The 22,306-nt window shown below is 67.4% G+C and carries 23 protein-coding genes; 3 read left to right on the forward strand and 20 right to left on the reverse strand.

What is annotated here, in order from left to right:
• Positions 1 to 11: 11 nt before the first annotated feature.
• The 20 genes from AC15MQ_RS11385 to AC15MQ_RS11480 all read right to left on the reverse strand — a co-directional run bounded on the left by AC15MQ_RS11385 (position 12) and on the right by AC15MQ_RS11480 (position 19,205).
• Positions 12 to 428 carry a hypothetical protein gene (locus tag AC15MQ_RS11385; protein WP_483080164.1) on the reverse strand — a complete coding sequence of 139 codons (417 nt, stop codon included), beginning with the start codon at positions 426 to 428 and terminating at the stop codon, positions 12 to 14.
• A 43-nt stretch (positions 429 to 471) separates the two neighbouring features.
• Positions 472 to 1,128 carry a flagellar biosynthesis protein gene (locus AC15MQ_RS11390; protein ID WP_483080165.1) on the reverse strand — a complete coding sequence of 219 codons (657 nt, stop codon included), beginning with the start codon at positions 1,126 to 1,128 and terminating at the stop codon, positions 472 to 474.
• 36 nt (positions 1,129 to 1,164) lie between these two features.
• Positions 1,165 to 2,391 carry a beta-ketoacyl-ACP synthase gene (locus tag AC15MQ_RS11395; protein WP_287653491.1) on the reverse strand — a complete coding sequence of 409 codons (1,227 nt, stop codon included), beginning with the start codon at positions 2,389 to 2,391 and terminating at the stop codon, positions 1,165 to 1,167.
• Positions 2,391 to 3,119 (reverse strand): 3-ketoacyl-ACP reductase FabG2, encoded by a 729-nt coding sequence (locus AC15MQ_RS11400; RefSeq protein WP_483080166.1) that lies wholly within the window; start codon positions 3,117 to 3,119, stop codon positions 2,391 to 2,393. Before AC15MQ_RS11400 ends, AC15MQ_RS11395 begins: the two co-directional genes overlap by 1 nt.
• The gene (locus AC15MQ_RS11405) at positions 3,116 to 3,583 is read right to left on the reverse strand and encodes a hotdog family protein (RefSeq protein WP_287653493.1); all 468 of its coding nucleotides are present in this window, start codon (positions 3,581 to 3,583) and stop codon (positions 3,116 to 3,118) included. Before AC15MQ_RS11405 ends, AC15MQ_RS11400 begins: the two co-directional genes overlap by 4 nt.
• Complete coding sequence (locus tag AC15MQ_RS11410) at positions 3,580 to 4,761, reverse strand: beta-ketoacyl-[acyl-carrier-protein] synthase family protein (protein WP_483080167.1); 1,182 nt, start codon at positions 4,759 to 4,761, stop codon at positions 3,580 to 3,582. Before AC15MQ_RS11410 ends, AC15MQ_RS11405 begins: the two co-directional genes overlap by 4 nt.
• Positions 4,758 to 5,348: a DUF3261 domain-containing protein gene (locus AC15MQ_RS11415; protein WP_483080168.1), complete on the reverse strand. Its 591-nt coding sequence runs from the start codon at positions 5,346 to 5,348 to the stop codon at positions 4,758 to 4,760. The genes AC15MQ_RS11410 and AC15MQ_RS11415 overlap by 4 nt, the downstream gene beginning before the upstream one ends.
• A complete protein-coding gene (locus AC15MQ_RS11420; RefSeq protein WP_483080169.1) occupies positions 5,327 to 7,741 on the reverse strand; it encodes an MMPL family transporter in 2,415 nt (804 codons plus the stop codon). Before AC15MQ_RS11420 ends, AC15MQ_RS11415 begins: the two co-directional genes overlap by 22 nt.
• Positions 7,738 to 8,361 carry an outer membrane lipoprotein carrier protein LolA gene (locus AC15MQ_RS11425; protein ID WP_483080170.1) on the reverse strand — a complete coding sequence of 208 codons (624 nt, stop codon included), beginning with the start codon at positions 8,359 to 8,361 and terminating at the stop codon, positions 7,738 to 7,740. Before AC15MQ_RS11425 ends, AC15MQ_RS11420 begins: the two co-directional genes overlap by 4 nt.
• Complete coding sequence (locus AC15MQ_RS11430; protein ID WP_287653498.1) at positions 8,349 to 8,768, reverse strand: acyl-CoA thioesterase; 420 nt, start codon at positions 8,766 to 8,768, stop codon at positions 8,349 to 8,351. Before AC15MQ_RS11430 ends, AC15MQ_RS11425 begins: the two co-directional genes overlap by 13 nt.
• Positions 8,761 to 10,332, reverse strand: coding sequence for an HAL/PAL/TAL family ammonia-lyase (locus AC15MQ_RS11435; protein WP_287653499.1), 1,572 nt, complete (start codon positions 10,330 to 10,332; stop codon positions 8,761 to 8,763). The genes AC15MQ_RS11430 and AC15MQ_RS11435 overlap by 8 nt, the downstream gene beginning before the upstream one ends.
• 2 nt (positions 10,333 to 10,334) lie before the next feature.
• Complete coding sequence (locus AC15MQ_RS11440; protein ID WP_483080171.1) at positions 10,335 to 12,029, reverse strand: glycosyltransferase family 2 protein; 1,695 nt, start codon at positions 12,027 to 12,029, stop codon at positions 10,335 to 10,337.
• Positions 12,026 to 13,762 (reverse strand): ApeI family dehydratase, encoded by a 1,737-nt coding sequence (locus AC15MQ_RS11445; RefSeq protein WP_483080172.1) that lies wholly within the window; start codon positions 13,760 to 13,762, stop codon positions 12,026 to 12,028. Before AC15MQ_RS11445 ends, AC15MQ_RS11440 begins: the two co-directional genes overlap by 4 nt.
• Positions 13,755 to 14,318: a COG4648 family protein gene (locus tag AC15MQ_RS11450; protein ID WP_287653502.1), complete on the reverse strand. Its 564-nt coding sequence runs from the start codon at positions 14,316 to 14,318 to the stop codon at positions 13,755 to 13,757. The genes AC15MQ_RS11445 and AC15MQ_RS11450 overlap by 8 nt, the downstream gene beginning before the upstream one ends.
• A 19-nt stretch (positions 14,319 to 14,337) precedes the next feature.
• Complete coding sequence (locus AC15MQ_RS11455; RefSeq protein WP_287653503.1) at positions 14,338 to 14,583, reverse strand: acyl carrier protein; 246 nt, start codon at positions 14,581 to 14,583, stop codon at positions 14,338 to 14,340.
• 39 nt (positions 14,584 to 14,622) lie between these two features.
• Positions 14,623 to 14,889, reverse strand: a complete 267-nt coding sequence (locus tag AC15MQ_RS11460) for a phosphopantetheine-binding protein (protein WP_483080173.1) — start codon at positions 14,887 to 14,889, stop codon at positions 14,623 to 14,625.
• Positions 14,870 to 15,655, reverse strand: a complete 786-nt coding sequence (locus AC15MQ_RS11465) for a lysophospholipid acyltransferase family protein (RefSeq protein WP_483080174.1) — start codon at positions 15,653 to 15,655, stop codon at positions 14,870 to 14,872. Before AC15MQ_RS11465 ends, AC15MQ_RS11460 begins: the two co-directional genes overlap by 20 nt.
• Positions 15,652 to 16,305: a beta-ketoacyl synthase chain length factor gene (locus tag AC15MQ_RS11470; protein ID WP_483080175.1), complete on the reverse strand. Its 654-nt coding sequence runs from the start codon at positions 16,303 to 16,305 to the stop codon at positions 15,652 to 15,654. Before AC15MQ_RS11470 ends, AC15MQ_RS11465 begins: the two co-directional genes overlap by 4 nt.
• A gap of 334 nt (positions 16,306 to 16,639) precedes the next feature.
• A complete protein-coding gene (locus tag AC15MQ_RS11475; RefSeq protein ID WP_483080176.1) occupies positions 16,640 to 18,118 on the reverse strand; it encodes a DUF1254 domain-containing protein in 1,479 nt (492 codons plus the stop codon).
• Between the two features lie 175 nt (positions 18,119 to 18,293).
• Positions 18,294 to 19,205, reverse strand: a complete 912-nt coding sequence (locus tag AC15MQ_RS11480; RefSeq protein WP_483080177.1) for a LysR family transcriptional regulator — start codon at positions 19,203 to 19,205, stop codon at positions 18,294 to 18,296.
• 145 nt (positions 19,206 to 19,350) lie between these two features.
• Between AC15MQ_RS11480 and AC15MQ_RS11485 the strand changes: the two genes are divergently transcribed.
• The 3 genes from AC15MQ_RS11485 to AC15MQ_RS11495 all read left to right on the forward strand — a co-directional run bounded on the left by AC15MQ_RS11485 (position 19,351) and on the right by AC15MQ_RS11495 (position 22,301).
• Complete coding sequence (locus AC15MQ_RS11485; protein WP_483080178.1) at positions 19,351 to 20,814, forward strand: MFS transporter; 1,464 nt, start codon at positions 19,351 to 19,353, stop codon at positions 20,812 to 20,814.
• A gap of 147 nt (positions 20,815 to 20,961) precedes the next feature.
• Entirely contained in the window at positions 20,962 to 22,014 is a 1,053-nt protein-coding gene (locus AC15MQ_RS11490; RefSeq protein ID WP_287666255.1) for a permease, read from the forward strand.
• A gap of 56 nt (positions 22,015 to 22,070) precedes the next feature.
• Complete coding sequence (locus tag AC15MQ_RS11495) at positions 22,071 to 22,301, forward strand: thioredoxin family protein (RefSeq protein ID WP_287666253.1); 231 nt, start codon at positions 22,071 to 22,073, stop codon at positions 22,299 to 22,301.
• Positions 22,302 to 22,306: the final 5 nt, after the last annotated feature.

Here is a 22,306-nt window from a genome sequence, read left to right on the forward strand (position 1 = left end):
CACGGCACGCACTACAGGTTGAGCATTTCGGTGTGGATCGCGTCGATCAGGCCCTGAGTCCATTTGTTGTAGTTGGGGTGGATCAACTGCTCGCCGTCACGTTCGGCGTAATTCATGTTGATGCTCTCCTTGTAGGTCAGCGAATACTGGTCGGCGGCGTAGCTGATCTCGACGACGATCGCATGTTTATTGCGCACCTTGAGGGTTGCCAGCAGCTTGCCGTCCGGCTGTGGGGCGATCACCCAGCCCTTGTCCTCCGCGGCAGCGAGGATCGCCTGCCTGACCTCGGCGGCGGTCGGCACCTTGTCTTCGCTCGACGGGACCGAGACATTCTCGTGATTGACGATGGGCACCGACGACCGGGCCATGGCCGGCGTGGCGAGCAGTGCCCAGGCGATGAAGAAAGCGGCGAGCAGTTTCGATGGCATGCGGATGACTCCTGGAAAGCGAGAGAGGTAGGGATGGCCTGTATTACCTGTCGAGCAGTCTGTCCTGCAGACGGGCGGAAAAGTCGTCGAGCGCCTTGGCGATGATCGCCGACCAGTCGTCTTCGGTCGCGATCTGCATGGTGTTGCGCACCTGGCCAGTCAGCTTCGGGCTGCGTTGCAGCGCTGCGATGGTCGTACTGAGCGTCACCTCGTAGTTTGCTTCCAGCGCCAGCGCCCAGAAGCCCGGGCGGAACCAGGCCCAGAGCTTTTCCACGCGGCCGCTCACCGGGATGGCCTGAGCGTAATCCGGATCGTCAACGCCGAGCACCCGGTAGCCGGCCGCGCGGAAGGTCCTGGTGATCGCGGACTCGGTGAGCTTTGCCACCGATTGTCCCTCGGGCAGCAGCACGTCGCCCAGCGCCTTGCCAAAGGTATTTCGCTTGCGCGCGATGGCGCGGCTGCGCAGGGCGTCGTCGGCGATCTGGTTGTCCATCAGCGAGGGGGCCGACGGTTCCGGCGGATCAATTGCGAAAAGGCGCGCATCGTCGATTTTCTCGATGCGTACGGCGATGCCTTGCGCCGGGTTGGCGACGGCATCGATCTGTGGTGCAACGACGCTGCGCGAAGTGGCGCAGCCGCTGAGCAGGGCGGCGGCAAGGAGCAGGCCGCATTGCCACTTCCGCGAGGCAAAGGCTGTCATGTTTTCGGATCCTTGGGTTTGGGGTGGTGAGGGGGTTTACTTCCAGCGTTGCAGCACGATCGAGGTGTTGATGCCTCCGAAAGCGAAATTATTACTCATCACATATTCCGGATCCATCCGGCGTCCGTCGCCGCGCAAATAGTCGAGTTCGGCACAGGCCGGGTCGACATGTTCGAGGTTGAGTGTCGGCGCAAACCATCCGGCGCGCATCATCTCGATCGCCCACCAGGCTTCGATGGCGCCGCAGGCGCCGAGGCTGTGGCCGAGGTAGCTTTTCATCGAGCTGATCGGCATGCGGTTGCCGAAAACCTCGGCGGTCGCACGGCTCTCGGCAATGTCGCCGGAGTCGGTGGCGGTGCCGTGCGCGCTGACGTAGCCGATGGCTGCCGGTGCCAGCCCGGCGTCGGCCAGCGCCTGGCGCATGACCTGAGCCATGGTCGGGGCTGCCGGCTGGGTCACGTGGCTGCCGTCGGAGTTGCTTCCGAAACCGACGATCTCGGCGTAAATCTTCGCGCCCCGCGCTTGCGCGTGCCGATAGTCCTCGAGCACCAGCGTCGCGGCGCCTTCACCGACCACCAGTCCGTCGCGGTCGCGGTCAAAGGGGCGTGGCGTGGTCTGTGGTGCATCGTTGCGGCAACTGGTGGCGAAAAGCGTGTCGAAGACCGCCGCGCCGGGCGCGGAGATCTCTTCGGCACCACCGGCCAGCATCAGCGTCTGGCGGCCGAAGCGGATCGCCTCGTAGGCGTAGCCGATGCCCTGGCTGCCCGAGGTGCAGGCGCTCGAAGTCGGGATGACGCGGCCCTTGAGGCGGAAGAAGAGGCCGATGTTGACCGCCGTGGTGTGCGGCATCATCTGGATGTAGCTCGTCGAGGTGACGCCCTGCAGCGAGCCGCTGTCGAGCATCTGGCCGAAAACCCGTACCGGCTCGACGCTGCCCGATGACGAGCCGTAGGCAATGCCCATCCGCCCGTCGCAGATCGCCGGGTCGTCGAGCAGACCGGCGTCGAGCAGCGCCATTTCACTGGCGCGCACCGCCAGCAGCGAGACGCGGCCCATCGATCGGACCATCTTTCGGGAGTAATGGGCGGGAGTAAGGAAGTCGTCGACCGGTGCGCCAAGGCGGGTGTGCAATTGCTCGAAATAGTCCCATTCCGGCATCCGGCGGACACCGTTGCGACGCGCACGCAGCCGATTCTCGATCGCCTCCCAGTTGTCGCCGAGGGCGCTGATGCCGGCCATGCCGGTGACCACGACACGCGCCATCAGACGATCCCGCCATTGACACCGATCACCTGGCGGGTGATGTAGGAGGCTTCGTCGGACATCAGGAAGGCGACCGCCGCGGCGACTTCAGCGACCTGACCGAGGCGCTTCATCGGCACGCTCCGGAGTGCTTCGGCCAGAGGCAGGTCGGCGGTCATGTCGGTTTCGATCAGTCCAGGGGCGACGCAGTTGACGGTGATCGCGCGGCTCGCGAGTTCGACGGCGAGCGCCTTGCTGGCGCCGATCAGGCCGGCTTTGGCCGCGCTGTAGTTGACCTGGCCACGGTTGCCGGTCACGCCGGAGACCGAAGCCAGGGTGACGATGCGGCCGCCCTGTCTGGCGCGCACCATGGGCATGGTCAGCGGTTGTACGACGTTGAAGAAGCCGTTGAGGCTGGTGTCCAGTACGCCGTCCCAGTCCTCGTCGGAGAGCGCCGGAAAGGCGTTGTCGCGGCTGATGCCGGCGTTGCAGACGATGCCGTAGTAGGCGCCGTGGGTTGCGACGTCGGCGTCGAGCACGGCGCGCGCGGCGGCGCGGTCGCAGACGTCGAACTGCAGTATCTGACCGACGGCGCCGGTGCCGGCGATTGCGGCGGCCACGGCCTCGGCTTGCGCCCGCTCGCCACGGCAATGCACGGTCACCGAAAAACCGTCGCGGGCAAGACGGACGGCGATGGCGCGGCCGATGCCACGGCTCGACCCGGTGACCAGGACACGTCGCTGTTTCATGGAAGACTCGCTTGCAGAAAGGTCGGGAAGTCGTCGGGTTCGAACACCGTGAGCGTGGCACTGGCCACTTCCTCGGTGCCGAGCACGATCCGGCAGGCGTAGGCAGCGAGGCCGCCGGCGTCGCGGTAGAGCAGTGCGGCATGTACGCGCAGCGCCTCGCCGCCGGCAAAGACCGGACGTCTCGCGGCGTAGCGCCGCGTGCCGAGCACTACGCCCGGTTTGGGTAACGCACCGGCACCGAGCTTGCGCAGGCCGACTTCCGCGGCGATGGCCTGCGCCATCATCTCGATGCCGATCCACGCCGGCATGTCGCCGTCGGAATTGGCATACCAGGCGTCGCTGCGTGGCGTGTATTCGGCGCAGACGCCTTCGGCATCGAAAGTCAGCAGGCGGTCGAGCAGCAGCATCGTGCCGCGATGCGGCAGGATCTCCTCGATCGCTGGCAGCGATGTCGTCGCGTTCATCGCGCGTCGCCAATCAGCAGGCTGGCGTTGCTGCCGCCGAACGCGAAGGAATTGCTCATGCACACCCGCCCGCGTGAACGCGCAAAGTGGCGTTCGCCGCCGATCAGGTCGAGGCGGGGCAGTTCGGGGTCGACCACGCCGTCCCAGAGGTGTGGCGGGAGTCGACCGTCGCGCAGCGCCAGCCAGCAGAAAGCCAGTTCGGTGGCGCCGGCGGCACCCAGTGTGTGACCGGTCAGCGGCTTGGTCCCACTGGCCGCGACGCCCTGAGGAAAGACGCGCGCGACCGCGCGGCTCTCCATCTCGTCATTCCTGGGTGTCGCCGTGGCGTGCAGGTTCAGGTAATCCACCGCGCTGTCCGTCAGGCCGGCGTCGGCCAGCGCCGCGCGCATCGCCGCTTCTGCGCCGCTGCCTGCGGGGTGTGGTGCCGAGATGTGGTGCGCATCGCTGCTTTCGCCGATGCCGAGCAATTCGACGGCGGCCTCGTCGCGGGTCAACAGGAACAGCGCCGCGCCTTCGCCGATGTTGATCCCGCGCCGGTTGCGACTCATCGGGTTGCTCAGCGAGGTGGTGGTCGATTCGAGCGCGGTGAAGCCGTTGATCGTCAGGCGGCACAGCGAATCGACACCGCCGACCAGCACCGCGTCGCAGAAGTCGTGGCGCAGCAGCTCGCGCGCCGAAGCGAAGGCCTTGGCGCTCGAGGTGCAGGCCGTCGAGACGGTATAGGCCGGACCGCGCAGGCCGAGATAGCGAGCGAGGAAGACGGCGGGCATGCCGATTCCCTGCTGGGTATACCGGTAGCCGTCGGGCAGCGTGCCGGTTGCGCGGTACGCGGCGAGCGCCGCCTCGCCCTCGGCAATTCCGGAGGTGCTGGTGCCGAGCACGCTGCCGACGCGCGCTCGTCCATAACGCCCCAGCATGGCGTCGACGGTGGCTTCGATCTGCGCCAGGGCAGCCAGCAGCAGGCGGTTGTTGCGGCAGTCATAAGCGGCGAATCGCGCCGGCAGCGCGGGCAGGGCGCCGCGTGCTCGACCGACGCGGGCTGGGCCGGACGGGAGCCAGTGCTCTTCGAGGAGCATGCCCGAGGTGTCGCCGGCGAACAGCGCGGCGGCGACCGTGTCGGCGTCGCCGCCGAGGGCGTTGACGATGCCCAACACCGGCAGATAGGCGCGTTGGCTCATCGTTGCGGTTCCAGTCCTTCGTTCAGCTCTTCAGGCAGGGTTTCGATTTCCAGTTCCAGCGCCAGGGCGTGTTCGCTGAGGTGCATGCGGCGCCAGGGTGCCTCGTCGGTGCTGAAGCGGATGCTCAGGATCACCTGGCCGGCGTTCAGGACGCGCCGCTGAGCGCCATCATCTTCCAGGGTGAGCGGCGAGGTCAAGCCGGCGCGCACGGCGTCGGCCGGCCACAGCGTGATCTGCAGCAGCGCGACGAGCAGCGTCGGATCGAGACGGCTATCGGGCAGTGTCGCCGCGCTGACCTGGCGGTTGTCGTAGCTGATCTGCAGCAGTTTCTGGCCGAAGGGGGTCAGGCCGACGACCCGCAGCCCGTCGGCGTCGTTCTCGATGGCCGCGATCAGCGTCACCTGCCGGCCGCGCAAGCTGGCCTCGACCTTCTGCCGCACGGCAAAGGGTCCGGGCGCGCTGGTCGCCTGCAGGCAATAGCCGCCACCGCCGCCGAGAGCCGGACAAGTCGATTCACGGCTGCCCTCGCCGCAGGCCGTCAGCAACAGCAGCGCACAGAGGCGGATCAGCAGGCGTCGCCGGGGCATGCGGTCTGGGCAGCAGAGAAGGTCAGGACCATCGGCGCGAGCAACACCGCCATGCCGACGCCGACGAGCAGCGTCAGCCCGAAGCCGGCAAGCGCCGGCATCGAGCTGAAGGCGAGCAGGCCGAACGACAGCAAGGTCGTGCCGGCCGACAGCAGCACTCCGGCAAGCGTCGCGGCCGCGCGCACCCCGCCCTCGCGCAGGAAGATCGCGTAATTGACGCCGACACCGAGCACCAGCATCAGGCCCATCAGGTTGAACAGCGTCAGCGGCGCGTCGGCGTAGCCAAAAGCGCCCAGCGCCAGGCCCATGGCGAGTAGCGTCGGGGCCAGCGTTACCGCCGCCTGGACGGGGCCGTAACGGACGCACAGCACACTGTAGACCAGAGCGCAGGCGCCGAGCAGCCAGAGCACGCCCCATTGGCGGTAATCGCGGAACAACCGGCTGACGCTGCCGGCCTTGTCCACCAGCGTGACGCCCGCGAGTCCGGCGGCCGATTCGGCGAGGTGTGCGACTTCGCGCGTCCCCTGCGGCAGCACGATCGCCGCGTAGCCCGACCCGGAACGGCCCAGCCAGAGATGGCGGAAGGGCGTCGACAGCGGTGACTGCAGCCACTCGTCGAGACTGAGGGCCTGCCCGGCCGAGGCCTTGAAGCTGGCGAGGAGGTGCTCGGCGAGTTCGTCGCGCAGGGCGCTGCGGGCGAACAGCGCCCGTAGCGCGCCTTCGTCGGCAAAGACCCTGGCCTGCCACAGGTGGTAGTTCTCGGCTTGCCGGGCCAGCGAGGGGACGAAGGTGGACAGTGCCTGATAACCGGAGATTCGGTCTTGCGCGACGAGCGCGTCGAGGCGGGCGGCAAGCTTCTCTTCTCCGGCCAGTACGGCGTCCGGCGTCGCACCCTCGACGAGGAAAAACTGGCTGCTGTTGCCGAAACCGGTCAGTGCGCGAATGTGCTCTTCCTGCGCGACCAGCCATGGCGGGCGGGCGACCAGCAGCCGGACATCGTCGTTGCCGGCAAGCCGCAGCCAGCCCGGCACGGCGGCGATCAGCAGCAGGCCGCCGAGCAGCAGGCAGCGGCGGCGAGGCATGCGTCGACGCCACCAGTTCAGGAAGGTCTGCGCGCCGGACACGGCGGCTGCCGGGTCGCGGCGGTTGGGGCGAACCAGGAGAGCCGGCAGCAGCAGGAAGACCGAGAGCCAGGCGGCGGCGAGGCCGGCGATGGCGAACAGCGCGATCTGCGAGAGCGCCGGGAAGGGGGCCAGCAGCAGTGCGCCGTAGCCGAGCAGGCTGGTCGCCAGCGCCAGCGTCAGGCCGGGAGCGATGCGCCGCAGGTCCGCCATCGGTTCCCAACCGGCGCCGGCGCCGAGGTGGGCGGCGAAATACTGGACCGCGTAGTCGATCGCCTCGCCAATCAGGCTGGCGCCGAAGACCAGGGTGATCAGATGCAGTTCGCCGTAGACGGCGAGGGTCACGGCGATCGCCGTGCCGTTGCCGAAGGCGACCGCGAGCAGGCCCAGCGCCAATGGGCGCAGCGACCGGAAGACGAGGTACAGCAGCGAGAACATGCCGAGCAGCGAGCCAGCGGCGATCAGGTCGAACTCGCGTTCGGCGCTCCGGCGCGCGGCGTCGGCGTAGAAAACGGTTCCGGCGCGGAGCAGCACGGCGTCTGGATGGGCGTGCCGGAGAGCGCTTTCGGCTTGCGCGACGGCGGCAGCAACACCCTGCTGCAGAGTCGAATCGTAGGCTGACGCGGACAGCGCGGCGGTGATGACCACCCAGGTCCGGCGCTGGTCGTGGCTGACCAGCAGGCCGTTCTCGGTTTCGAGCCTGAGACTCCTGAGAGGCAGTTCGGCGAGCCAGGCATCGCTGAAGCCGAACGGGTCATCGGACGGCGGCAGGGTCAGGCCGAAGCGGAAGGGCGTGTAGAGCTTGCGCTGCAGGCGTGCTTCGAGATCGGCAGGACCGACCGCGCCGCTCGCCAGTGCCGCGCGGTCGGCCGCCGCGAGCAGCGAGAAGCGGTGTTGCACGTACAGTGCGGTGAGCTGCCCGGGATCGAACGCCGGGATATCGGCGATCACCTGCCGGAAGGCGTCGGAGCCGCGCAACGTGGCGGCGAAGGCGCGCGCCGCGGCGGCTGCTGCTGCGGGTTCTGCCGCCCCGACCAGGAACACGGCACGGTCGCCGGCGGCATCGGCGAGCCTGCGCACGGCTTCCTCGGCGAGCGGATTGCGCTCGGTTGGTGGCAGTAGTGCGAGCAGGTTGGTCTGCAACGGCACGCGGCCAGCGGTAGCGAACTGTGCCGTGCAGACCAGCGTGACGGCGAGCGCGAGCAGCAGCCACAACCCGGCGCGCAACTGCATGGCCGTGCTTGCCCCCGGCTGTGTGGGCGAGGCGGTCATGGTCTGGCCGCATCGACGCCGAACAGTTGCAACTCGGCTTCGGCAGGCGCGCTCGCGCCTTGGGTGTTACGCAGGCGGAGTTGCGTCCTGTCGCCGCCAGCTTCCTCGATACCGATGCTGTCGACGAAGCGCCCGCCCGACAACTTCAGGCCAATCAGAAACTGCGCGATCTGCGCCTGGCGTGGCTTGAGTTCGATTTCCCACTTAGCGGCATCGCCGTGTACGCTGACCTCGAAGACTTCGCGCAGGGCCGTCGTGTTGGCGCCGAGCATGGCCCGGAAAACCCGGCTCACCTGTGCCAGTCCCGGCACGTCGCGCAGGCCACGCTCGCGACGCGTGCCGTCGGCGGCGATCTCGACGATGCGCTCGTCGCCGAAGACGTAGCCTATCCGGTAAGGCTGCTCGATCAACCACAGCACGCCGTGCCGCCGCGAATAGACGAGGCGGCCGGAGGTCACCAGTGGGCGCTTGAGCGCGGCCATCTGCTTGGTCTGCACGAAGTCGGCACGCAGCACGCCGTACTGCTCGATCTGCGCGCCGATGCGGGCGAGGGTATCCGCTTCGGCGGCCAGCAGCGGGGCCGCCGCCAGCAACAGCAGCCACTGGATCAGTCGGCGCATGCCTGCTCCAGTCTGGCCAGCACGATCGCCGGAGCAACGAATTGCAGCTCGCCGGTCGTGGCGTCGACGGCGACCTGGATGGTGCTCCCCTTGGTCAGTCGTTCGCCACTTTCCCGGTCATGGATCTCGTAGCCGATCCTGAGGCGGTTGTGGTATTCGAGCAGCCTGGCCGTTACCCGCAGTCGCTGGCCGTAGCGCGCCGGGCGAACGTACTTGAGATGGCAGTCGACGATCGGCCACAGATAGCCCGAGGCGTGCATCTGCGGATAGTCGTAGTCGAAGCGCCGCAGCAGCGCGCAGCGGGCGATCTCGAAGTACTTGAGATAGTGGCCGTGCCAGGCGACGTTCATCGCGTCCACATCGTGGAAGGGCACTTCCAGTTCGACGCTGGCGACGAGTTCAAGCATCGGGATACAGGGACCAGCGGCCGGCGCGGATCAGGCCGCTGAGCGCGCGCAGTTCGCCTTCGAGCGCACGGTCCTCGTCGAGGAACGGCGAATGTCGGCTGACCAGGTGGATGAATTCCGTGACCGCCGGGGTCAGTTCGGCCGCGGCGAGGTCCGGCAGACGCTGGCGCAGCTTCACCCCCTGCACGCTGGCCAGCGTCAGGGCGGCGGCCACCTGCTCGCTGAGCTCGAGCACGCGCAGGCAGTCGCGCGCGGCGATGGTGCCCATGCTCACCTTGTCCTGGTTGTGGCATTCGGTCGAGCGCGAGAAAACGCTGGCCGGCATGGTCAGCTTCAGGGCTTCGGCGGTCCACGCCGAAGCACCGATCTGTACGGCCTTGAAGCCGTGGTTGATCGACGCGCGCTCGCCACGGCTTCCGGAGAGGTTCTGCGGCAGTCCATGGTTGTACTTGTTATCGACCAGCAGTGCCAACTGGCGGTCCATCAGGTCGGCGAGATTGGCCACCGCGGTCTTCAGCGCGTCCATGGCGAAGGCGATGTGACCGCCGTAGAAATGCCCGCCGTGCAGCACCAGTTCGGCATCGCCGTCGATCAGCGGGTTGTCGTTGGCACTGTTGAGCTCGTTCTCGATGTCCCGGCGCATCCAGCCGAGCGCGTCGCGCGTGACGCCGATGACATGCGGGGCGCAGCGGATCGAGTAGCGGTCCTGCAGGCGGATGGGTTCCGCGCGTGCTCCCGGCTCGCCGGCGTGCAGGTCGCTCCAGATCCAGGCCGCGGCCTGGTTCTGGCCGGCATGCGGTTTGGCGGCGAAGAGGCGCGGGTCGAAGTGGCCGCGGTTGCCGCGCATGGCGATCGCGGCCAGCGCGGTGAGGCGGCAGCACAGGCGCGACAGCGCATCGGCGCGGTGCCACGCGAGACAGGCCAGCGCGGTCATCACGGCAGTACCGTTCATGATCGCCAGGCCTTCCTTCGGTGCCAGTCGCAGCGGTGCCCGCCGCAGCAGGGCGAGCGCTTCCGCCGCCGTCCGGCGGGTACCCGCGTGCCGCACATCGCGCTCGCCGACCAGCGCGGCGGCGACGTACGAGAGCGGAGTCAGGTCGCCGCTGGCGCCGACCGACCCCTCGCCAGGGATGAAGGGCAACACGCGGTGTTCGATCAGCGCGGCGAGTTGCTCGAGCAGCTCCCAGCGCACGCCGGAATAGCCCTGCGCCAGCGAGTTGAGCCGGCAGACGAGGACCGCCAGCGTCGCTTCGTCGTCGAGATATTCGCCCATGCCGCAGCCGTGGAAACGCGTCAGGTGCAGCGGCAGTTCGGCAACCAGTTCGGGCGGGACGCGAATCGTGCAGGAATCGCCGTAACCGGTGTTGACCCCGTAGACGACGCCGTCGTCGGCCAGCAGGCGTTCGAGGAAGGCCGCGCCGCTTCTGATGCGCCGGGCGAATTCGGGTGCGCTGGAGAGCACCACCACGGCGTTGTCGCGCGCCACCTGCAGGACGTCCTCGATGCGCAGGCGGCGGCCGCCGATTTCGATGCTCGCCGGGCACGCGGCTACCCTGTTATCCATGTTCACGCCTCAAGTTGTTCGGCGAGTGCCGGGGTGGCGGCGTCCTGCCGCCAGAAGTCATAGAAATTGAACCACTGCTCGGGTGCCCGCAGGCAGTAGGCCTCGAGCCGTCGCGCGTATTGCTGCAGGTACGCCTGCAGGCGTTGCTGGCGTTCGCGGCGCGGTAGCTCGATGCGCTCGGCGAACGGTTCGAAATGGATGCGGTAGCCGTCGCTCTCGCGCAGGCAGAAGAACAGATAGACCGGGCAGGCGAGCAGGCTGGCGAGGATCATCGGTCCCTGTGCGAAAGGCGCCGGCGCACCGAGAAACTCGACCGTCTTGACCCGTCCGTTCTGCGCCGGCGGCGTGCGGTCGCCGACGATGACCAGCAACTCGCCGGCGTCGATCTTGTCCTTGAGCAGGATCGCGGTTTGCGGGCCCAGGTTCGACACGGGCAGCAGATTCACCGCGAAGTTCGCACTGGCCGCGGCCAGCATGGCGTTGAACCGGCGGGCGTGCGCGCTGTAAACGACCGCGTTGATGGTCGCCAGGCGCTGGTTGCTGGCCAGCGCACGCGTCATTTCGAGGTTGCCCAGATGCGAGCCGATGAGAACGGCGCCGCGTCCCGAAGCGAGCAGTTCCTCAAAGGCCGGGCGATTGGGAAAATCGACACGATCGTCGATTTTTCCCATCCAGGCGGCGACCTTGTCGAGGCCCGCCTGCGCGAAGGCCAGCATGTGGCGGAAACTGTCGCGCCAGCGGGGTGGCGGCCGGCCGCTGACCTGCGCAACCCGTTGCAGGTAATCGCGCGAGGCGGCACGCGCCCGGCTGCCGGTCAGGAAAAAGTAGCTCACGATCGGATAGAGCAGCAGTCGTGCCGTCCGCGCGCCGAGCAGGCGGTAGCAGATGAACACGATACGCAAGCCGAGTCCGCTGCCGCGCTCGGCAAGGCGCGACCAATGCGCGGCTCGCCGGTCGTGCGCCGGCAGCTTGCGCCACAGCAGCCGTGGCAGGCGCGGCAGCATGGTGAAGAAGAGCCGGGCATGCATCTTCGAGATGCGCACGTTGTCGTGCCACAGGTCGAAGTGCGAGATCCCGTCGCTGGGGTAAGTGACCCTGGTCGCGACATTTTCGACGGGCAGTCCGGCCCAGGCCAGGCGTACGATGATCTCGATGTCGAAGTCCATGCGCGTCGGGATGCGCACCCCGTCGATCAACGCGCAACTGGCCGCCAGCGGATAGAGTCGGAAGCCGCACATCGAATCGCCGATGGCCAGCGACAGGGTTTCCACCCAGACCCAGAAATGCGTGAGGTAGCGTCCGTAGCGCCGGCTCCTGGGGACCGTGTGATCATACAGCGCCTTGCCGCAGACGACGGCTTCCGGGTTGGCGAAGCCCCGTTCCAGGAAGCGCGGCACGTCGGCGAGGTCATGCTGCCCGTCGGCATCGACCTGCAGGGCGTGACTGAAGCCGGCCCGCCGCGCCGCGCGCATGCCGGCCATCACCGCCGCTCCCTTGCCGGCGTTCTCCGGGAGACGCAACAGGCGAAGCAGCGGCTGTTCGGAAGCGAGCACGGCGAGCACGGCCCGTGTCGCGTCGTCGCTGCCGTCGTCGACGACGAAGATGGGCAGGGCATGCGGCAGCAGGCGCTCGACGGTGTCGCGGATGCGCTCTTTGTGGTTGTAGATGGGGATCAGGACGCAGGGTTTGAAACTCATGTCTCGACATCCAGGACAATCCGCCCACTCGCATGCTTGCGCTGCGGCGTCAGGTAAACGAAGTCGAGTCGACCGCTGGCGGCGTCCCAGTGCAGTTGCAGGCGCAGGCGCGCGTCGGGCAGAACCGGCGCGTGAAATTTGAGTTTCTCCAGCGCCGAGAAGCGCGTCCAGCGGGTATCCAGGGCGAAATGACTGCGCGCAAGGCGCAGCGCCCAGTCGACTTGCACCACCCCGGGCAGGATCGGCAGGCCGGGGAAGTGTCCGGCAAAATGGAGCAGTTGCGGTGGCACGTGCAAATCGACCGTGACCGCCGCCGCGCTGTCGCGGCGCACCGCCATCACCGCCGGCAGCAATCCACGTTCGCCGGCGTTGCCGGTGCCGGTGGAGAACAGGGCGCGCAGGGAATCGTCGGTCAGTTTGCCGCGTTCGTTCACCGGCAGGTCGTCCGGAAACCGCCAGTGTCGCGGCAGGAGGACCGCCTCGAAGCAGCCCGCCAGGTGGCGCGTCAGTTCGCGCCGCACGGCGAGCTTCCCCAGCGCCAGCAGCCGTTCGGCGCCGTCGGCGTTGAGCACGACGACGGCGCCGACCGTTTGCCGGGCGCCGGCAAACGGTACTGCCGCCGCCGCCGCGACCCACGCGTGTTCGCTGAGCCGCGCTTCCATCTCCGGCAGCGACAGGCGCTTCTCTTCTACCTTGATGGTACGGTCGAGGCGGCCACGCAGGCGGAAGCAGCCGCCCGGCAACAATTCGACCGCATCGTCCATGCGCCACGGCGAGTGGCCATCGACAAATGGCGAATGCAGGATCAGCGCGCCGTCAGCCGCGGCATCAACCCTGACTCCCGGCAACGGTGTCCAGGCGTCGCCGTTTTCCAGTCTGCGCCAGGCGACTCCCCCGGTTTCGGTGCTGCCGAAGACTTCGGTCGGCGCCTGACCAAACTGACGTGTGAATTCGCCGGCCGCAGCGACCGGCAGCGGGCCACCCGAGGAGAAGAACATGCACGGCGGCGGTTGCAGCGAGGCGAGGGTGATCAGGGCCGGCAGGCGCGCAAGCTGCGCCGGACTCGACACCAGGACGGTGTCCGCGAAGAGCGACAGCCGTTGCTGTAGCGTGTCCGGGGTAGCGCAGGTCACGGCATCGAAGCAGCGGCCGGCGGCGAGCGGCCAAAGCAGACGGAAGAGCAGGCCGTAAATGTGCTGATGCGGTACCGTCGCGACCACTGTCGCGGTGCCGAGGGTTTCCCCCCACAGCTTTTCCAGCGTCTCGATTTCGGCCTCGAAGCAGGCCAGGGTCTTGCGTACGCGTTTCGGTTTGCCGGTGCTGCCCGAAGTGTAAAGGTCGATCAGCGCGGCCCGTGGCTGCAGCGCGGTCAGCGGCGCGTCGGGCGACGTGTCGCTGACCGCCTCCTGCTCGGCGACGGTATCGAAAAAGCGCTCCAGGCGGGCGATGGTCGACGGCTGCGTGTTGGGGGGGACGACGACCGTCTTGCCGGCGTGCAGCACGGCCAGCAGCCAGATGACGAATTCCAGCGGTGACTCGCTGACCAGCAGCCAGCGCTCGCCGCCGCTGCCGGCGACCCCCCGCGCGCGCTGTCGCACGCGGGCGCGGAACTCTTCCCAGTCGATGTAGCGCCCCCCGTCGTGGCAAACCGGCTGTGCCAGCGCTCGCCGGGTGTCGAGCAAGGCGTGCAGGGGGGCCGGGTGGTTGATCGCCGGGACGGACATGTCAGCCATTCGCGGCGAGCAGCCGCCGGCGCAACAGCCATTCACCGGAGAACAGGGTGCCCATCAGCAGATAGGCGATCAGCCCGTTGTACAGGGCCCACAGGTCACGGCTGGTCCATACCGCGGTGTAGGTCGCGAGCAGGCCATTGCACACAAAGAAAGCGCACCAGACCTGCGTGACGCGGCGGGTGTAGCGCACCGCGGCCGGCGGCAGGTCGGCCTGGCCGAGTCTGGCGAAGCGCTCGATCATCGATGGCGGATGCCGGAGCGACAGGCCGAACAGCAGCAGCATGCCGATGTTGACCGCCACCGGGTAAAGGCGGAGCAACTGCTCGCTGTTGGTCGCCGCGGTCAGCCCCGAAAGCATCAGCAGCGCCACCAGAATCATGAAATCGGTACGCGACAGATCCGCCAGCAGACGGCTCGCGAGTCGACGGCGGCGCAACAGCAGCAGCATGGCCAGCAGAAGGGCCAGATAGCGTGGCTCAAGAATCTGCAGCCCACAGAAAATGAGCGCCGGATAGGCGAGCCACAACAGCACCTGGAAAATGCGCGCGGCGATCATCGGTGGAGTACCGGTTTCTTCAGGTGGCGAGCAGCGTGCGCACAGTGCTCACCACGTCGCTGACCGTGCGCACCGACTTGAAATTCTCCGGCCGGATGCGCTTGCCGGTCATTTCCTGGAGTTTGATCGCCAGATCGACGGCGTCGATGCTGTCCAGGTCGAGTTCATCGAACAGATGCGTTTCCAGGCCGACCCGCCCCGGGTCGATTTCAAAGGCCTCGAAGAGAATGGCCTGCAGTTTTTCGAGAATCTGTTCGTCGGTCATGACTTTCTCCCTGAGAGTCTCCTGGTGTTGGACGCGCTGTCAGAGCGTCGACCCGGAACTGCCGACCAGTTCGGCAAGCGTGCTGACCGAGCGGAAATGCTGGCGGTTGGCCGCGTCGTTGGCTGCGAGCTGGATATGGTACTTCTTGCGCAGGGCAACGCCGAGTTCCAGTGCGTCGATCGAGTCGAGCCCGAGTCCGTCTTCGCCAAAGAGCGGCGCATCATCATCGATGTCGTCGACGGTGAGGTCTTCGAGATCGAGTGCTTCGATGATCAGGCGTTTGATTTCAAGCTTCAAGGCGTCCATGTTTGTTCAGTTCCAGGGTGAAATAGGCCTCGAGGGCGCGTGTCAGTCGGCGCGCGGCGATGGGCAGGGAGACGTTCGGTGAGACCCACTCCTTGACCGAAATCGGCTTCAGTACTTCGAGGCGCAGGTGGAATCGTCGTTGCGGAATCCGGTACCAGCGGTCGTTTTTGCCGAGGGTCGTCGGCTGGCAGTCGATCAACACCGGCAGCACCGGCATGCCGCTCTTCAGGGCGATGTACGCAGCGCCGCGCAGGAAACGCAGCGCTTGCCCCGGCACGCTGCGCGTACCCTCCGGGAAGATGATCAGCGGATGCCCGGCGGCGAGGTCCTTGCTGCAGTCGTCGATCAGGGTCTCGGGAAGCGAGTTGTTGATGTAGTCGGCCGCGCGCACCACGCCGCCGAGAAACGGATTGCGCCACAGCCGTTGCTTGACGACGCAACTGGCGGCAGGCATCAGCGAGATCAGGGCGACGACATCGATCAGGGTGGGGTGGTTGGCCAGCACCAGGGTGTTTTGGCAATGCCGCAGGCTCTCTCCTCCGATCAGTTCGAAGCGCATGATTCCGACGCTCTCCATCAGCCAGATGAACGCGCCGAACGCCTTGTGGATGATCCATCGCACACGCGTCGAACGGGTCGGCGGCCGGCTGCAAAGCGCGACCGGTGGAAAGACCAGCAGCGTGAGCAGCAAGCCACCGATGCCGAATACCGCAAAACAGCCCGCGGTGGCCAGCAGTCGCCAGCAGTAGTTGAGGCCGTCGCTCATCTCCTGCTCCAGTGCCACGCCGTACCGTCAGCGTACCAACTGCTGCTGCCCGTTGCCAGGCTGCGCAGGAAGGCCCGCGACTGGCTCCCGGAACTGCGCGGCATGTCGGCGCCGGTGCGGCAGCAGTCGATGTTGAGTGCCGCGCCGCTTTCAAGCAGGATCGCCACCGCGTGTCGGCTGCGCTCGCCGTCCTCGACCAGGCCATAGATCTCCGGAGCCGGTTCGTCGGCATAAACCAGCAGCACCGGAACGTCTGGCGCGCTGGCAAGCTGCAGGCAGGCTTCGAGCAGCCCGTAACCGAAGCTCTCGGCGGCGGCCGAAACCGCCGTCGTGGGCGCGGTGCTGCCCTGCAGAATCGAAAATATCCCGGCCGTCGCGTTGAGCACCGACAGGCTGAAGGCGGTGGGGGAGAGCGCTTCGCCGGCGGCAAGATCCTGGAGCATCGATGTCGTGCGTACCAGCTCACCGTGCTCCGATGCATAAACCAAGCGTACGTCGTTCTTGTCGTGGGCGCAGTCCTGCGCGACGCGCAACGACATCCTGGCCAGCGAACTCAGCCGTCGGCGCAGCATCGGCTCGATGAATCCAACGTCGGGAGTCGCGCCCGGCCCCTCCGACCGCACGGGTTCCCAGATGGCCCAGCGGGCCACCGGCGCCGTCCAGTGTGGGCTCTCGCTTCGGACGTACAATGGTCTCACTGGAGCCTCTTGCAAAACACCCTGCGCGGCAGAATGTCTCGTGGTGCCGGGCAACAACGGCAACCGTCACCCGCCATGCCTGCCACGCTGCCGTCCGCAACCCCGATACCACGCCCTTGAACAACGGATGCTACCGGACGCGCATCGATCATGCAACGGTGTGGCCGCCGGCGCGGGCGATTCCAGCGCGGCTGGTCGGGGGCGCCGACCGTCGCCAGGGCGGTGCTTCGCGGCGACCACCGGCAGTCCACCGCGCAGCCCGGATCCAGCGCAGCGACAAGGGCGCTTACCTGGCCACCACGATACCCGGCGGACTCCAGGTACCGGCCCCGGCGGGCAGAATTGACGGCGCTTCGGTCTTCGGCCAGTAGAGGCGCATGACCAGGTAGATGGTGCCGGCGGGTGCCGGCAGCCAGTTCGCTTCCCTGGCCTTGCCCGGTGAATCCTTCTGGATGTAAAGGGTGAGCGATCCGTCCGCGTTCTTTTTCATGGCCGGCAGCATCGGCGAGTTGATCAGGTAGCGGTTGATCGGGTTCTCGATCAGGAGCTGGCTCTTGCCGTCGTACATCGTCACCGACCAGAAGGCATTGACCGGCGGCAACTGCCCGGCCGGAAAAGTCAGCGTGTAGTTGTGTTTGCTACCATCGAGCGTCTCGCCCGCGGCGTCGACGCGCGTCATCGGATACATCGCCTCGACCGCGTCATTGCCGTAGATGCCGCCCTTGGCGGCGGCGGCACGCTTCAGCCAGTCGCCCTGGTAAAAGGCGGCATCGCCGAAGACCGAAGCGACCTTCCAGCCATTGATGTCCTTGGCGCCGCTTGAAAGATAGGCGTCCACCTTGTCGTCGCCCGCCTTCATCGCCAGCAGGACGGCGGCCTTGTGTTCCAGAGACAGATCCTTGAAGGCGAAGGTCTTGCCGGGTCCGATGCCGATGCTGGCGAGCCGGGCACGAAGTTCCCTGGTTTCCGGCGTCACCGGCACGAATTCGAGCGCGGCGTCGAGATACTCGTAAAAGTTTTCCTTGATCCCCGCCGTCGTCGCCGGCCGGAAATCGATTTTCGGCGCGGCGGGCGGCGAGGCCTGCTTGAGGTACGCGGACAGCGGCCGCGCCTGGTAGCCGGCCTGCACCTTCTGCACCTTCGGCATGTCTTTGGCGTTGAAGAGCTGGGTGCGGAAGATGGTCAGCGCGAAGGGCGTCGACGAGCGGAACACCTTTTTGATTCCGGCGGGCGCCTCGCCCTGCCACTCCGGGCCGACAACGAGATAGTCGCCGGCGGCATGGCCCGTCGCCCGGCTGCCGATATAGCCATAGTTGTAGGTATTGCCGTCGGTCAACTGCACCGAGTAGTAGCGCCCCCTGGGCACGGCCGGCACCGAGATCACCATCGGTTCCCTGCGCAGATCCAGCCAGAGCATCGAATAGGGCGTATCGCTGTTGGGCGTGACGACGGCCGTATCCTGGTAGGTGAAGACACGGGCTTCGTTGTAGATGGTATTGAACGGTGCCTTGTATTGCCCCGAGTTCTTGTCCACCACGAACTCGTGCATCACCGCGTAGTTCATGACCAGCGGCAGCCCGTAGATGAACGCTTCCTCGGCGATGGCCCGGGTTTCGCCAATGCCCGGCACCGTGCTGCCCGCCTTCCGGTCCGCGACCTGTGCGATGGCCACCGGATCGGTCGTCGTCGCGCATCCGGCCAGCCCGGCCGCGGCGATCATGGCGCACACTGCGCCGACGCGAAGTTGAGTGAATGGTTGGTTCATGGGCGTTCTCCTGGCTGATCTGCAGAGTGGATGGTCATGGCCTGGCCGGAAGCCGGCGCCGGTGTCGAGGCGCGTCGCTTCGGGTTGCGTCGGAGTATAACCAGAGACCGGCAGGGCTGCATTCCGGACATCCTGCCCCGGTGTGGACAGCCATCCGGCATCCGGCAAGCCCGCTTCATCGCGACGCATCGGCGAGCACCTGCGCGCAAACCTCCCGCACGCAGCCGCGCAGCCAGCGATGCGCCGGGTCGGCATCCATCCGCGGGTGCCAGTGCAATGAAACGGTGATCTCCGGCATGGCGATCGGCAGCGGAAAACTGTGCATCCCGGTGCGCAGGCTACCGGTGTGCCGCTCGGGGACGCTGGCGATCAAGTCGCAAGCGCGGGCCAGCGCCAGCGCGGTCGCAAAGCCGCTGACGATGGTGACCACCGCGCGTTCCAGCCCGAGCGTCTGCAGGGCATCATCGATCGGCCCCCGGTCCAGCCCGCGGCGCGAGACGCAGAGGTGTCTGCCCGCCGCGTAGCGTTCGGGCGTGATCTCGCCCTGGCTCAGCGCATGCCCGATGCGCACGACACCGATCAAACGGTCGCGGAACAGGGCCTGCACCCGCAGTTCCGGCGCCGTCGTCGGGCTGACGACACCCGTCTCCAGATCGACGCTTGCGTCGCGCAGCGGCGCGCTGTCCTTGCCGGATTTCGGCACGAAGCACAGTCGCACGCCGGGCGCTTCCGCGGCGACGCGCGCAATCAGCTCCGGCCCGAAGTTTTCCGCAAAGCCTTCGCTGGTCCGGAGCGTGAATGTTCGCTGCAGCCGTTCGAGGTCGAGCTTTTCCGCCGGCCGTAGAACCGCTCCGGCCTCCTGCACCAGCCGGCTGACCTGCGCGCGCAGTTCGAGCGCACGCGGGGTCGGAACGAGGCCGCGTCCCGCCCTGACCAACAGGGGGTCGCCGGTCGTCTCGCGCAATCGCGTCAGCGCCCGGCTCATCGCCGACGGGCTAAGCCGTAAGCGCTGCGCGGCGCGCGCCACGCTGCCTTCAGCGAGCAGGGCATCGAGGGTGACCAGCAGGTTGAGATCGGGCATCGACATGCCGCGACCATAGCACGGCCTGATCGTGATGCGGCGTCAAACGCACGCACAAAGTGCAAACGCTGCGCCTTCCGCTAGGCCAGGCAAAGGCATAGAGTAGCTCTCAGACAACTCCACTTCGGGAGTCCGCGGAACAGGAGGGCACATGCCACCGATCCATGTCATACGCAACGCGCTGGTCGCCGGCAGCGCGGAACGCTGTCCGGCGGTGCTCTGGGCGCTGGCCAGCCTGGCCCTGTCGATGTTGCTGTCCTCGCTCGGCACCAGTATCGCCAATGTCGGCTTGCCGACCCTGGCCCAGGTGTTCTCCGCCTCTTTCCAGGAGGTCCAGTGGGTCGTCCTCGCCTATCTCCTGGCGATCACCACCCTGATCGTCGGCGTCGGACGGGTCGGGGACATCATTGGCCGCCGCCGGTTGCTGCTGGCCGGCATCGTCCTGTTCAGCGTGGCCTCGCTACTCTGCGGCGTCGCCTCGACGCTGGGGCAACTGCTTGCCGCGCGCGCGGCGCAGGGCTGCGGCGCGGCGATCATGATCGCGCTCAGCATGGCCATGGTCGGTGAGGCGGTTCCGCAGGCCAGGACCGGCAGCGCCATGGGGCTGCTCGGCACGATGTCGGCAATCGGCACGGCACTCGGTCCGTCGCTCGGCGGCGTGCTGATCGCCGGATTCGGTTGGCGGGCGATCTTCCTGGTCAACGTACCGCTGGGCCTCCTGACCTTTCTGCTCGCGCGTCGCCATCTACCGGTGGATCGCCGGGGGCCGCAGACCGAGCGGGCCGGCTTCGACACTCTGGGCATGCTGCTGTTGGCCCTGACGCTCGCCGCCTATGCCCTGGCGATGACGATGGCGCTTAGCCATTTCGGTCCGCTCAATATCGCTCTGCTCCTGGCGGCAGCCATCGGAGCCGGTTTCTTCGTGCGCGTCGAGGCGCGAGCAACCGCGCCATTGATCGACCTGGCGATATTCCGCGATCCCGGCTTGCGTGCCGGTCTCGCGATGAGCGCGCTGGTGGCGACGGTGATCATGACGACACTGGTGGTCGGGCCGTTCTATCTTGCGCGGGCGCTCGGGCTCGATGCAGCATTTGTCGGACTCGCCATGTCGGCGGGCCCACTCGCCGCCGCGCTGAGCGGCGTGCCGGCCGGGCGCAGCGTGGACCGTTTTGGCGCTCCTCGCATGACCATCGTCGGGCTCATCGGCGTCGCGGCCGGTTCGTGCATGCTCTCGGTGCTGCCGACGCGGTTCGGCATCTCCGGCTACCTCGCCCCGATGATCGTCATCACCGCCAGCTATGCCCTGTTCCAGACCGCCAACAACAGCGCCGTGATGTCCGTCACCCGCCCGGCGCAGCGCGGCGTCATTTCCGGGATGCTCGGCCTGGCGCGCAATCTCGGGCTGATCACCGGCGCCTCCGTGCTGGGCGCGGTGTTTGCGCTCGCGGCAGCCACCCCCGACATCGCCACGGCGCCTCCCGAGGCCATTGCCCGCGGCATGCGGATCACCTTCGCCGTCGCGGCGCTGCTGGCCGCCATAGCGCTCACCATCGCGGTGGCCAGTCGTGCTGTCGCAACACGCCCTGCGCGCGATGAATTCAGCGTCGGGAAATGACGGCAAACCGGCACAAGGGCACTCGCAAGCCGCTCGCGCCGGCCGCAAGCGTACATCCTTTGCGCGCTTCACCCGTCTCCCCGATAATAGGCCGGTACTTCGCCGGCCAGCGATCAGCAGTGTGCCGGAATGATCTGGAGTGGGCGCATGAACCTTGCAGCGATGGGCCGGAGTCCGGCCACCAGGCTCGGCCTCTGGCTGGCCGGACTGGCCCTGGGCGGCGTGCTGTGGGTCGCCGCCTACAGTCACCTCGGCGAGTTCGCCGACGCGGTGATCGGTGTCTTCGGCCTGTCGCGGCGGACGCCGCTCGGCGAGGCCGTGCATTTCTTCTTCTACGACACCCCGAAGGTGTTGCTGCTGCTGACCGGCATCGTTTTCGTCATCGGCGTCGTGCAGACCTTCTTCTCGCCGGAGCGGACGCGGGCGCTGCTTTCCGGCCGGCGCGAAGGCCTCGGCAACGTGCTGGCGGCCAGCCTGGGCATCGTCACGCCGTTCTGCTCGTGCTCGGCGGTGCCGCTGTTCATCGGCTTCCTCTCGGCCGGCGTACCGCTCGGCGTGACCTTCTCGTTCCTGATCTCCGCGCCGATGGTCAATGAAGTCGCGCTGGTACTGCTGTTCGGGATGTTCGGCTGGCAGGTGGCCGGGCTCTACCTCGGCATGGGGCTGCTGGTGGCCATCGTCGCCGGCCTGGTGATCGGCCGGCTGAAGATGGAACGATACCTCGAGGACTGGGTGCAGCAGATCCTCTCCGGACAAATGGCGCAGGCGGTCGGCGAGCAGCTGTCCTGGCTCGAACGGCTGCAGGTCGGCGCGGCGCATGTGCGCGAGATTGTCGGCAAGGTCTGGCCCTACGTGCTCGCCGGGATCGGCCTGGGCGCCGGCATCCACGGCTATGTGCCCGAGGATTTCATGGCCGCGTTCATGGGCCGCGACGTCTGGTGGGCGGTGCCGGCCGCGGTGCTGCTCGGCGTACCGATGTATACCAACGCCGCGGGCATCATTCCGATCGTCGAAGCGCTGATCGGCAAGGGCGCGGCGCTGGGCACCGTGCTCGCGTTCATGATGGCGGTGATCGCGCTGTCGGCGCCGGAGATGATCATTCTGCGCAAGGCGCTGAAGCCGACCCTGATCGCCACCTTCGCCGCAGTGGTGGCCACCGGCATCCTGCTGGTCGGCTACGTCTTCAACTGGCTGTTGTGACCCCCCGGCCGCGCCGGCCGCGGCGAACGACTATTGACCCAAGGAAGGGAAATTCCATGCACAACATCAAGGTCCTCGGCACCGGCTGCGCCAACTGCCGCGCGACGGTCGCCCTCATCGAGGCGGTGGCCAGGGAAAAGGGCGTGGCGATCACCCTCGAAAAGGTCGAGAGCCTGCCGGAGATCATGCGCCATGGTGTGATGAGCACGCCCGGCGTGGTCATCGACGGCCGCGTGGTGCATGCCGGCGGCGTGCCGGCGCGCAGCAAGGTCGAAGGCTGGCTGTGATGCCG

The organism is Candidatus Accumulibacter propinquus (assembly GCF_056856495.1).

Coding starts and splice junctions, on each gene's coding strand:
- AC15MQ_RS11385 (WP_483080164.1), bottom strand. CDS start 428: ATGCCATCGAAACTGCTCGCCGCTTTCTTCATCGCCTGGGCACTGCTC.
- AC15MQ_RS11390 (WP_483080165.1), bottom strand. CDS start 1,128: ATGACAGCCTTTGCCTCGCGGAAGTGGCAATGCGGCCTGCTCCTTGCC.
- AC15MQ_RS11395 (WP_287653491.1), bottom strand. CDS start 2,391: ATGGCGCGTGTCGTGGTCACCGGCATGGCCGGCATCAGCGCCCTCGGC.
- AC15MQ_RS11400 (WP_483080166.1), bottom strand. CDS start 3,119: ATGAAACAGCGACGTGTCCTGGTCACCGGGTCGAGCCGTGGCATCGGC.
- AC15MQ_RS11405 (WP_287653493.1), bottom strand. CDS start 3,583: ATGAACGCGACGACATCGCTGCCAGCGATCGAGGAGATCCTGCCGCAT.
- AC15MQ_RS11410 (WP_483080167.1), bottom strand. CDS start 4,761: ATGAGCCAACGCGCCTATCTGCCGGTGTTGGGCATCGTCAACGCCCTC.
- AC15MQ_RS11415 (WP_483080168.1), bottom strand. CDS start 5,348: ATGCCCCGGCGACGCCTGCTGATCCGCCTCTGTGCGCTGCTGTTGCTG.
- AC15MQ_RS11420 (WP_483080169.1), bottom strand. CDS start 7,741: ATGACCGCCTCGCCCACACAGCCGGGGGCAAGCACGGCCATGCAGTTG.
- AC15MQ_RS11425 (WP_483080170.1), bottom strand. CDS start 8,361: ATGCGCCGACTGATCCAGTGGCTGCTGTTGCTGGCGGCGGCCCCGCTG.
- AC15MQ_RS11430 (WP_287653498.1), bottom strand. CDS start 8,768: ATGCTTGAACTCGTCGCCAGCGTCGAACTGGAAGTGCCCTTCCACGAT.
- AC15MQ_RS11435 (WP_287653499.1), bottom strand. CDS start 10,332: ATGGATAACAGGGTAGCCGCGTGCCCGGCGAGCATCGAAATCGGCGGC.
- AC15MQ_RS11440 (WP_483080171.1), bottom strand. CDS start 12,029: ATGAGTTTCAAACCCTGCGTCCTGATCCCCATCTACAACCACAAAGAG.
- AC15MQ_RS11445 (WP_483080172.1), bottom strand. CDS start 13,762: ATGGCTGACATGTCCGTCCCGGCGATCAACCACCCGGCCCCCCTGCAC.
- AC15MQ_RS11450 (WP_287653502.1), bottom strand. CDS start 14,318: ATGATCGCCGCGCGCATTTTCCAGGTGCTGTTGTGGCTCGCCTATCCG.
- AC15MQ_RS11455 (WP_287653503.1), bottom strand. CDS start 14,583: ATGACCGACGAACAGATTCTCGAAAAACTGCAGGCCATTCTCTTCGAG.
- AC15MQ_RS11460 (WP_483080173.1), bottom strand. CDS start 14,889: ATGGACGCCTTGAAGCTTGAAATCAAACGCCTGATCATCGAAGCACTC.
- AC15MQ_RS11465 (WP_483080174.1), bottom strand. CDS start 15,655: ATGAGCGACGGCCTCAACTACTGCTGGCGACTGCTGGCCACCGCGGGC.
- AC15MQ_RS11475 (WP_483080176.1), bottom strand. CDS start 18,118: ATGAACCAACCATTCACTCAACTTCGCGTCGGCGCAGTGTGCGCCATG.
- AC15MQ_RS11480 (WP_483080177.1), bottom strand. CDS start 19,205: ATGTCGATGCCCGATCTCAACCTGCTGGTCACCCTCGATGCCCTGCTC.
- AC15MQ_RS11485 (WP_483080178.1), top strand. CDS start 19,351: ATGCCACCGATCCATGTCATACGCAACGCGCTGGTCGCCGGCAGCGCG.
- AC15MQ_RS11490 (WP_287666255.1), top strand. CDS start 20,962: ATGAACCTTGCAGCGATGGGCCGGAGTCCGGCCACCAGGCTCGGCCTC.
- AC15MQ_RS11495 (WP_287666253.1), top strand. CDS start 22,071: ATGCACAACATCAAGGTCCTCGGCACCGGCTGCGCCAACTGCCGCGCG.